This is a genomic window from Curtobacterium sp. PsM8, from assembly GCF_030433875.1.
Classification (GTDB): Bacteria; Actinomycetota; Actinomycetes; order Actinomycetales; family Microbacteriaceae; genus Curtobacterium.
On record NZ_JARUXD010000100.1, the window covers coordinates 1 to 8,906 of the forward strand.

Annotated in this window: 9 protein-coding genes; 8 read left to right on the forward strand and 1 reads right to left on the reverse strand. The window is 72.1% G+C overall.

Annotation, left to right across the window (positions count from 1 at the left end):
- Nucleotides 1-150: 150 nt before the first annotated feature.
- From QCD68_RS16015 to ffh, 3 genes are all read left to right on the forward strand, one after another.
- Nucleotides 151-522, forward strand: coding sequence for a PadR family transcriptional regulator (locus QCD68_RS16015; protein WP_301223737.1), 372 nt, complete (start codon nt 151-153; stop codon nt 520-522).
- Nucleotides 519-1,481 (forward strand): hypothetical protein, encoded by a 963-nt coding sequence (locus QCD68_RS16020; protein ID WP_301223738.1) that lies wholly within the window; start codon nt 519-521, stop codon nt 1,479-1,481. The genes QCD68_RS16015 and QCD68_RS16020 overlap by 4 nt, the downstream gene beginning before the upstream one ends.
- Nucleotides 1,482-1,552: 71 nt before the next feature.
- Nucleotides 1,553-3,106: a signal recognition particle protein gene (ffh, locus tag QCD68_RS16025; protein WP_301223739.1), complete on the forward strand. Its 1,554-nt coding sequence runs from the start codon at nt 1,553-1,555 to the stop codon at nt 3,104-3,106.
- Nucleotides 3,107-3,261: 155 nt separating this feature from the next.
- On the opposite strand, the gene QCD68_RS16030 is transcribed toward ffh, so the two are convergent.
- Nucleotides 3,262-4,392, reverse strand: coding sequence for a glutamate--cysteine ligase (locus QCD68_RS16030; RefSeq protein ID WP_301223740.1), 1,131 nt, complete (start codon nt 4,390-4,392; stop codon nt 3,262-3,264).
- A gap of 94 nt (nt 4,393-4,486) precedes the next feature.
- On the opposite strand from QCD68_RS16030, the gene QCD68_RS16035 reads away from it, so the two are divergent.
- The 5 genes from QCD68_RS16035 (at nt 4,487) to trmD (ending at nt 8,770) form a co-directional block, all read left to right on the forward strand.
- Complete coding sequence (locus QCD68_RS16035; RefSeq protein ID WP_301223741.1) at nt 4,487-6,601, forward strand: oxidoreductase; 2,115 nt, start codon at nt 4,487-4,489, stop codon at nt 6,599-6,601.
- Nucleotides 6,602-6,786: 185 nt separating this feature from the next.
- Nucleotides 6,787-7,197: a 30S ribosomal protein S16 gene (gene rpsP, locus QCD68_RS16040; RefSeq protein ID WP_111075590.1), complete on the forward strand. Its 411-nt coding sequence runs from the start codon at nt 6,787-6,789 to the stop codon at nt 7,195-7,197.
- 3 nt (nt 7,198-7,200) lie between these two features.
- Complete coding sequence (locus tag QCD68_RS16045; RefSeq protein ID WP_111075589.1) at nt 7,201-7,437, forward strand: RNA-binding protein; 237 nt, start codon at nt 7,201-7,203, stop codon at nt 7,435-7,437.
- 19 nt (nt 7,438-7,456) lie between these two features.
- A complete protein-coding gene (rimM, locus tag QCD68_RS16050; protein WP_301223742.1) occupies nt 7,457-8,080 on the forward strand; it encodes a ribosome maturation factor RimM in 624 nt (207 codons plus the stop codon).
- A gap of 3 nt (nt 8,081-8,083) precedes the next feature.
- Complete coding sequence (trmD, locus tag QCD68_RS16055) at nt 8,084-8,770, forward strand: tRNA (guanosine(37)-N1)-methyltransferase TrmD (RefSeq protein WP_111075587.1); 687 nt, start codon at nt 8,084-8,086, stop codon at nt 8,768-8,770.
- Nucleotides 8,771-8,906: the final 136 nt, after the last annotated feature.

The following is an 8,906-nucleotide window of genomic DNA, read 5'->3' on the forward strand; positions in this document are numbered from 1 at the left end:
TCCTCGGCGGCGCCGGGGGTGGGGGGAGGCGCGTGTGACACGCTCCCGCTCGACCTACGGGAGGGTCCCCTCCTGGTGGTGGGGTGCCTCCCGTCGGTCTGTGGTGCACCCGCGCTTGCCATGCTCTGTTGGGCAGAGTATCTTCGCCACATGAGCACCGCTGAGATGCGCGAACCGACCCTGCTCGTGCTGACCTCCCTGGCCGGGGGACGCAAGCACGGGTACGGCCTCATCGGTGACGCCGCCGAACTGTCCGACGGGCGGGTCCGACTCAAGGTCGGCACGCTCTACGCCGTCCTCGACCGACTCCTCGACCAGGGGCTCGTCGCCAGCGCGGGGGAAGAGGTGGTCGACGGACGACTCCGTCGCTACTTCGAACTCACGGACGCCGGCGCCGACGCCCTCGACGCCGAGGTCCGCCGCATCGAGGCCAACGCCGCCGCCGCACGGGCACGGCTCACCGCGTGGCGGCCGAGCCCGGCCGCACGCAGCATGCACATCCGACCGGGGGGAGCGTCGTGACGAACACGAGACTGGAACAGGACTACGACCGGGCGCTCGGGTGGTACCCGACGCGGTGGCGACGGACGCACGGGCCGGCGATGCTCGGCACGCTGCTCGACGTCGCCGACGGTGAGGGCCGCACCCGACCGGCGCACGGCGAGCTCGCCGAACTGCGGTGGCAGGGCGTCCGTGAACGCGTGAACGCCGTCGTCCCCGGGGACGTCCGGGTGCTCGCGGCGTCCATCGGCACCGGAGCCGCCGCCGGGTTCGCCCTGGTCTACCTGCTCGCGGTCTCGTGGGTGCCGTGGGGGCCGCCGGCCGGCACGGCCTGGCCCGACCTGCCCGCGTTCGGACCGTTCCGGAACCCCGGCGTGCTGTTCGCGGTCCCGATCCTGCTCGGCGCGCTCGCGGCACTCGGCCGACAGCGGATGCTCGCCCACCTCGCCGGTGTCCTGGCGGTGCTCGGCATCGTCGTCGCTCGCATCACGGTGCAGGCGACCGAGAACTGGAACGGACCGGGGACGACCACGCTCGTCACGGTGGCGGCGCTCGTCGTCGTCGCGAACACCGGGGCGCCGCGGGACCGCCGCGCCCTCGGCACCGCGTTCGGGGTGGTGACGGCCGGACTCGCGCTCTTCGTCGGCCTGCAGCTGCCGACCGGGCACCCGTTCGAGGCGACCCTGCTCACCGACGGATCGTGGTGGGGAGCCGGGGTCACGCCGGCCCTCCTCGGCGTGGTCGGGGTGCTCGTCCTGGTCGCCGTCGGCGGACTCGTCCGCGGTCGGCACACCGTCCTCGCCGCGGCGCTCGCCGTCGCCTGGATGCCGTGGGCGGTCGCCGGCACCATCACGCTCCGGTACTTCGCCGCCGAGGACGGGGCATCGGTCCTCATGGCGGTGGGCTCGACCCTGATGGCGCTCACCGCCCTGGTGATCGCGCGTCGGGTGCCGCAGCGGTCCCGACGCGAGCGCGCGTGAACCGTGCCGGCGGGGCGGGCCGGTGCCGCGCCTCCCGGGTCGCGCGCGACGGACGGTAGGATGGTCGGATCATGGCGCAATTCGGTTCACTCTCCGATCGGCTCACCGAGACCTTCCGCAACCTGCGGAGCAAGGGACGGCTGACCCCGTCCGACGTGGACGGCACCGTCCGCGAGATCCGGCGGGCACTGCTCGACGCGGACGTCGCGCTCGAGGTCGTGAAGTCCTTCACCGCCTCGGTGCGTGAACGGGCACTCTCGGACGAGGTCAACAAGGCGCTGAACCCGGCGCAGCAGGTCGTCCAGATCGTCAACGAAGAGCTCGTCGGCATCCTCGGCGGGCAGCAGCGACGCCTCGAGTTCGCGAAGCGGCCGCCGACGGTCATCATGCTCGCGGGCCTGCAGGGCGCCGGCAAGACGACGCTGGCGGGCAAGCTCGGCAAGTGGCTCAAGAAGGACGGCCACACCCCGATGCTCGTCGCGGCGGACCTCCAGCGTCCGAACGCGGTGCAGCAGCTGCAGGTCGTCGGCGAGCAGGCCGGCGTGCACGTCTTCGCACCGGAGCCCGGCAACGGCGTCGGCGACCCGGTCAAGGTCGCGAAGAACGCCATCAAGGCCGCGGTCGACCAGCAGTACGACACCGTCATCGTGGACACCGCCGGTCGCCTGGGTGTGGACGCCGAGCTGATGAAGCAGGCCGCGAACATCCGCAAGGCCGTCGACCCGGACGAGGTCCTCTTCGTCATCGACGCGATGATCGGTCAGGACGCCGTCACGACCGCCCGTGCCTTCCAGGAGGGCGTGGACTTCACCGGCGTCGTCCTGTCCAAGCTCGACGGTGACGCCCGCGGTGGTGCGGCCCTGTCGGTCGCCTCGATCACCGGACGCCCGATCATGTTCGCGTCGACCGGTGAGGGGCTCGACGACTTCGAGCCGTTCCACCCGGACCGCATGGCGAGCCGCATCCTCGACCTCGGCGACATCCTGTCGCTCATCGAGCAGGCACAGGGCGCGTTCGACGAGGACGAGGCCCGCAAGGTCGCCGAGAAGATCGCGACCGACAACTTCACCCTGAACGACTTCCTGCAGCAGATGCAGCAGCTCCGGAAGGCCGGTTCGATCAAGGGCATGCTCGGCATGCTCCCCGGCGCGAAGGGCATGCGGGAAGCGCTCGACAACTTCGACGAGCGCGAGATCGTCCGCACCGAGGCGATCATCCAGTCGATGACGCCGCAGGAGCGCGAACTGCCCAAGCTCCTCAACGGCTCGCGCCGCCTGCGCATCGCCCGCGGTGCCGGATCGACGGTGACCGAGGTGAACGCCCTGGTCAACCGGTTCGAGCAGGCCGCGAAGATGATGAAGACCGTCGCCCGCGGCGGTGTCCCGCAGATGCCGGGCATGGGGCCGATCCCGGGCATGCACGGCGGCAAGAAGCTGCAGCCGCAGGGCAAGAAGAAGAAGGTCGGCAACCCGGCGAAGCGCGCGGCGCTCGCCTCCGGTGCCGCTCCGGCTCCGCAGCAGGCGCCGAAGGGTGCGGGCCTCGGGCTCGGCATGGGGTCCGGGAAGAACGGCGGCGCGCCGTCCGAGGAAGAACTCGCGTCGTTGCAGAAGTTCCTCGGTCGTTGACCATGTGTCGCTGACTGCGCACGTCAGCGCTTGACGGACGGGCGCGCCCCGCTCAGCGTGACGCGCCAGCGGCACGCGGGGCGCGCCGACCGAGCCTGCGAGGGAGGGGTACCAGCTGGTACCGGGCCTCCCGTCCGCCCCGTGGGGACGCGTGCTCAGAGCGAGTCGCGGAGCTCGCCGACCAGGTGCTGCACGACCGCGCGGAGGTCGCCGCCGTTCTCCTGCGCGACCGCGAGCTGCCGCTGGTACGAGGCGCCCCGTTCGATCATCGTGTCGAGGTGGTGCAGTTCCTCCTGGCAGCCGAGTCGTTCCGCGACCGGGTCGAGGCGAGCGACCAGGTCGTGGACCTCGTCCGTGACCAGTCGCTCGTCCCCAGCGACGTTCGTGATGATCTCGGCGTCCATGCCGTACCGGGCGGCTCGCCACTTGTTCTCGCGGACGAACCACGGCTGCATCGCCTGCAGGGTCTCGCCGGCGTCGATCCGGTCCGAGCTCTCGGTGACCAGGCACTGCACCAGCGCGGTGACCGCACCCACCTCGTGCAGGGTCGAGATGCCGTCGGACACGCGGTTCTCGATCGTGCCCCAACCCGGCGAGGGGCGGATGTCCCAGCGCAGGTCCTTCACGCCGTCGATGACGCCGGTGTGCACGAGGTCGCCGACGACCTCCTCGAAGTTCGCCCACGCACCGAGCTGCGGCGGGAGTCCACCGGTCGGCAGCTGCTGGAACATCAGGGCCCGGTTCGAGGCGTAGCCCGTGTCGGTGCCCGCCCAGAACGGGCTCGAGGCCGTGAACGCCTGCAGGTGCGGGACGTAGCCGAGCATCGCGTTCATGATCGGGACGGCCTTGTCGCGGTCGTCGATGCCGACGTGCACGTGCACGCCCCAGATGAGCATCTGCCGGCCCCACCAGCGGGTGCGGTCGATGAGGGTCGTGTAGTGCTCGCTGTCGGGCGTGATCTCCTGCTGGTCCCACTGCGCGAACGGGTGCGTGCCGGAGCACATCACCTGCGCGTCGAGGGGATCGGCCGCGTCGATGACCTCGCCGATGATGCCGGAGAGCTCCCGGGTGGCGCCGCCGACGGTGTCGTGGACGCCGGTGACGACCTCGACCGTGTTGGTGAGCAGTTCCTCCGTCACCCGGTCCGGATCGTCCAGGCGTTCGCGGACGGCGGCGAGCACCGCCGGGGCCCGGGGCGTGAGGTCACCCGTCGCGCGGTCGACGAGGGGCAGCTCCCACTCGACGCCGATCGTCGACGGAGCGGATTCGGAGAACCGGATGTCCATGGGGCCATCCTGCCCGTCCGTCCCACCGGAACGACGGAGAGTCCGGCGTGTCCGCTCTGCCGCCGAGCGGGCACGTTCGCCTAGTGTTCGTTGCGTGACCGCTGTCGTTCCGCCCGTTGCCGACGTGCCCGCCGAGCTCCGTACCGTGGCCTCGCCCTGGACGCTCGGCCCCCTGCGCCTGTCGAACCGGGTGGTGATGGGGTCGATGCACACTGGGCTCGAGGTCCTGGACGACGGCGGTGTCGCGATGGCCGAGTTCTACCGGGAGCGCGCTGCCGGCGGTGTCGCGTGCATCATCACCGGCGGCATCGCGGTGAGCGACGAGGCCCGCGGCGGTCCGGACTTCGCGGTGTTCGGCGTCGGGGGCGCCGACGAACGGTTCCGCCGCGCGGTGGACGCGGTGCACGACGAGGGCGGCACGGTCTTGGCACAGCTGTTCCACGCGGGCCGGTACGCACTCGTCGGGGGACTGACCGACCGCGACGGCCGCCCGCAGCGGGCCGTGGCCCCGTCGGCGCTGCCCTGGGCGGCCGCGCGTGGCGTGCTGCCCGAGGAACTGACCGCCGACGAGGTCCGCCGGACGATCGAGGACTTCGCCACGGCCGCCCGCACGGCCGCGGCGATCGGCTTCGACGGTGTGGAGATCATGGCGTCCGAGGGGTACCTCGTGAACCAGTTCCAGTCGCCGCTGACGAACCTGCGCGACGACGAGTGGGGCGGGAGCCCCGAGCGCCGCCGTCGCTTCGCGATCGAGGTCGTCCGCGCCGTCCGCGCCGCCGTCCCCGAGCTGGCCGTCACGATCCGGCTCTCCGGCGCCGACCTGATGCCCGGGTCCTCCACGGACGCGGACGTCGACGCCCTGGTGCGCGAACTGCTGCCGCTCGGCCTCGACGCGATCTCGGTCGGCATCGGCTGGCACGAGTCCCGGACCCCGACGATCCAGGCGTCCGTGCCGCACGGCGCGTGGATCGAGCAGGCGACGCGGATCGCCGACGTGGTCCGGGCCTCCGACCACCCGGACGTGCGCGTGATCGCGTCGAACCGGATGACGGACCTGCGCGACGGCGAAGCGGTCCTCGCCGACGGTCGGATCGACGCGGTGGCGATGGCACGACCCTTCCTGGCGGACGCGGAGCTCATCGAGCGCTCCCTGGCCGGCCGCTTCGACCTGGTGAACACGTGCATCGGCTGCAACCAGGCGTGCCTCGACCGGTCCGTCGTCGGCGCGCCGGTGTCGTGCCTGGTGAACCCGCGTGCCGCCCGCGAGGTGCGGTTCCCGCTCCGTCCGACGGCGGCCCCGAAACGCGTGGACGTCGTCGGCGGGGGACCGGCCGGTCTCGCCGCAGCGGTCGACGCCGCCCGACGTGGGCACGACGTCCGGCTCTGGGAGGCCTCGGACGTGCTCGGCGGGCAGTTCGGCCTCGCCGCCGAGATCCCCGGGAAGGAGGACTACGCCGGCCCAGTGCAGGCAGCCCGCGCGGAACTCGCGGAGCGCGGTGCGACCGTGCACCTGGGTCGTGCCGCCACCCTCGCCGACCTCCGTGACAGCGACGCCGTGGTGCTCGCGTCCGGGGTGACCCCGCGCGTGGTCGACGTCCCCGGGGTGGACCTGCCGCACGTGCTCACCTACGAGCAGGCCCTCCGCGACGGTGTGCCCGACGGCACGGTGGCGGTCATCGGCGGCGGCGGCATCGGCGTCGACACCGCCGCGTTCCTCACCGAGTCCCCGGACGAGGCCGTGCGTGCCACCGAGTTCGGCGAGCGGTGGCAGGTGCCGGTGTCCGACGAGCTCGTCGGGGACCTGCCGCAGCGCCAGCCGACCGCGGCGCGCACGGTCCGGCCCGGGCACCAGGTCACGGTCCTCCGCCGGTCGGGCAAGTTCGGGCAGGGGATCGGCCTCACCTCGCGGTGGGTCGCGCTCGGCCGGCTCCGGGACGCCGGGGTCCGGATGGTCGGCGGGGTGCAGGAGTACCTGCGGATCGAGCCGGGTCGCCTCTGGATCCGCGACGAGTCCGGGGACGAGGTCGCCGTGCCGGCCGACGTCGTCGTGGTCTGTGCCGGACAGGAGGCGCGGGACGAGTTGACCACGGGCCTCCAGTCCGCAGACGTGCCGTACGCGGTCGTCGGCGGCGCCCGGGACGCCCGCAGTGTCGACGCCGTCCGGGCGACGAGCGAGGCCCTGGAGGCCGTCCGACGCCTGGCACCGTAGGGCGCCGCCGACGCGCCGCGGGACGTGGCTCGCTTCCCGCTCCGGAATCTGCAAGAATGAACGGTCGAATCGTGTCCGCTCGACCCTCTATCCAGCGGATCGCGAGTCTCTCAGAGCTTCCACCGTGTGTGCCCCCACGCCCGCGGTTCCGGTTCAACCACAACACGTACGCAACAGGAGTCATTGTGGCTGTCAAGATCCGTCTCAAGCGCCTCGGCAAGATCCGAGCGCCCTACTACCGCATCGTCGTCGCCGACTCGCGCACCAAGCGCGATGGTCGTGTCATCGAGGAGATCGGCAAGTACCACCCCACCGAGGAGCCCTCGTTCATCGAGGTGCAGTCCGAGCGTGCGCAGTACTGGCTCAGCGTCGGCGCGCAGCCGACCGAGCAGGTCGCCGCGCTCCTCAAGCTGACCGGTGACTGGGCCAAGTTCAAGGGCGAGAAGGACACCGCGTCCAAGGTCCAGGTCCGCGAGCCGAAGCCGGCCTTCACGGTCGACAGCTCCAAGAAGGCCGTCCTCAAGCCCAAGTCGGAGAAGACGGCCCCCGCCGCTCCGGCCGCAGCCGAGACCGCCGACGAGACGACCGAGGCGTAGTCCTTGCTCGAATCCGCGCTGACGCACCTCGTCAAGGGGATCGTCGATCACCCTGACGACGTGCGCGTCGCCAGCTCCACCTCCCCGCGGGGCGAGGTCCTCGAGGTGCGTGTGCACCCCGAGGACCTCGGCCGCGTGATCGGTCGCGCCGGTCGCACCGCGAAGGCGCTCCGCACGCTCGTCACGGCCCTGGCCGACGGCAAGCGCGTGCGGGTCGACGTGGTGGACAGCGATTCCTAGGGAGACGACCCAGCTCCGGGTGGGTCGCATCACGAAGGCGCACGGGCTCAAGGGCGGCATCAAGCTCGAGCTCTACACCGACGACCCGGATCGTCGGTTCACGCCAGGAGCGGTCTTCACGCTCCAGGTCCCCGACGACTCTCCCTGGTCGGGGAAGACCATCGCACTCGACGAGCTGCGCTGGTACAACTCCCACCCGGTCGCCTTCTTCGAGGGCATCGCCGACCGGAGCGCCGCCGAGACCCTCGCACGGGCCATCCTCTGGGTCGAACAGGACACCGAGGAAGAGACCGGCGAGGACGACGCCTGGTACGACCACCAGCTGGTCGGCCTGACGGTCCTCCGCGACGGTGTGCAGGTCGGCACCGTCGCCCGGGTCGACCACATGCCGGCCCAGGACCTGCTCGTGGTCGACACCGAGTCCCGCGGCGAGGTCCTCGTGCCGTTCGTCGCGGCGATCGTCCCCTCGGTCGACCTGGAGGCGGGCACCGTCACGGTGACGCCGCCGACGGGGCTGTTCGAGGACCCGGAGGACATGAGCCGTCCCGAGACGGTCACTCGGGCGCCCGACATGTCGGCTGCAGAGTCGTCGGCTGCAGAGTCGTCGGCTCCCGACACGTCGGTCCCCGACTCCGAGGACTGATCCGTGCGGATCGACATCGTCACGATCTTCCCGGAGTTCTTCGGGGTGCTCGACGTCTCCCTGCTCGGCAAGGCACGGCAGGGCGGGCTGCTCGATCTGCACGTGCACGACCTGCGCTCGTGGACGACCGACCGCCACCGCACCGTCGACGACACCCCGTACGGCGGCGGCGCCGGCATGGTCATGAAGCCCGAACCGTGGGCCGAGGCGTTGTCCTCGATCCTCCGCTCCGACGGCTCCTCGACCCTCGTCGTCCCGACGCCCGCGGGCACCCCCTTCCGGCAGACCATCGCCCGCTCGCTCGCCGAGCACGAGCACCTCGTCTTCGCCTGCGGGCGTTACGAGGGCATCGACGCCCGGGTGTTCGAGTGGGCCGCGACCCGGAGCACCGTCGTCGAGCTCTCGCTCGGCGACTACGTCCTGAACGGCGGCGAGGTCGCGGCGATGGCCATGATCGAAGCCGTCGGCCGTCTGGTCCCCGGCGTGGTCGGCAACCCCGAGTCCCTCGTCGAGGAGTCCCACGAGGACGGCCTGCTCGAGTACCCCTCGTACACGAAGCCGGCTTCCTGGCGTGGCCTCGACGTGCCGGACGTCCTGCTCAGTGGGCACCACGGGCGGATCGCCGGCTGGCGGCACGAGCAGCAGGTCGAGCGGACACGCCGCGTCCGGCCGGACCTGCTGCCGGACTGAGCGGTCGCGGACCTGCCATTCGACGTCGCGGACCCGCCATCGACGTCACGGGGGGCCCCGGCCCCCCAGGTGGCCGGCCACCCCGCCCGGCTGTGCGCGGCCCGGGCCGGGGGACGCGGCGCCGCGGGCCCCGCGG